1 protein-coding gene is annotated in these 1300 nt (G+C 38.3%); it reads left to right on the top strand.

Going from position 1 to position 1300, the window contains the following annotated elements; translation table 11 throughout:
- On the top strand, positions 1-1287 hold a 1287-nt coding region (locus tag AC1P5O_RS16585), incomplete at its 5' end, for an IS4 family transposase (RefSeq protein ID WP_348942368.1).
- Positions 1288-1300: the final 13 nt, after the last annotated feature.

Here is a 1300-nt window from a genome sequence, read left to right as displayed (position 1 = left end):
CTAGATTTAACATTAAAACAAACCCTACCTTCACTTTCACAATTCAGTGAATTGATTGATTTAAACTGGATTGAAGATTGCTTAGACCAAACAGGTAAAGCATCAATTCGAAAAAGAAAACTGCCTGCTGAACATGTTGTTTGGCTGGTAATCGGACTTGCTCTATTTCGAAATCAACCGATTTGGTATGTGGTTCAACAATTGCAACTTGTTTTCGGTACGGCAGAATACTGTGTACCGAGTGCATCCGTACAAGCAAGACAACGCTTAGGCTTAGAACCCATGAGTGCTTTATTTTCGACATTAAGTCAGGCATGGTTTAAAGACTCACAACAACAATATAGCAACTTTCACGGTCTATGCGTTTGTGCTGTAGATGGTGTGGTTTGGTCTATGCCTCATACAGAAGAAAACTTTAAGCACTTTGGTTCATCCAAAGGCAAAACAGCAGCTGCACCTTACCCACAAGTTAGAGCGACTTGCCTGGTGAATACCAATACCCATGAAATGATTGATGCCCAAATGGGCAGTATGGATCAAGGTGAATTAACCTTAGCCAGTCAATTAAAAGCACCAGTTCGCAGTATTACCCTATTTGATCGTGCTTACTTCTCTGCTGATTTTTTAGTGAGCTGGCAATCTCAGGCAGAAGAGAGTCATTGGTTGATGCGAGCAAAGGACAACCTGCGTTATGAAGTGATTCATCATAATGCGGCCCATGACTTTCAGATCAAAATGCCTGTTTCAGCAAGAGCAAAAAAGATAAATCCGTCATTGGGTGACTATTGGGAAGCACGTTTAATTGAAGTTGAATATGCAGGAAAAATAAGACGTTACATTACATCATTAACAGATTCTAAAGTTTATCCATTCAAAGACCTTGCAATGCTTTATATCCAGCGTTGGGAAATAGAAATGTGTTATCGGGAAATTAAAAGTGATTTACAGGATGCAAGGATTTTAAGAAGCAAACAACCTGATTTGGTCTATCAAGAATTGTGGGGGGTATTTATTGCATATAATATCTTAAGAAGACAGATGAGGTTTATCGCTGAACATGCAAAGGTGAGTCCTTTAAGGATCAGTTTCCATATTGCATCTATGAGTATTATCAATATCTTAAGGCACACACCTTTAGAATCAGCAGGAAACCTACCCAAACATTTAGCGCAATTATTTGAACAATCTAAAATATTTGTATTACCTGAAAAAAGGCAAAGGCAATGTCCGCGAGTAGTGAAAATTAAAGCACAAAAATATCCAAGAAAATGCCAGTCAATTTCTTAACTGACTGGCATTA

It is taken from the genome of Prolinoborus fasciculus, assembly GCF_056724605.1.
The sequence above is the reverse complement of the archived record's forward strand: the minus strand, read 5'-3'. Positions and strand labels throughout refer to the sequence as shown.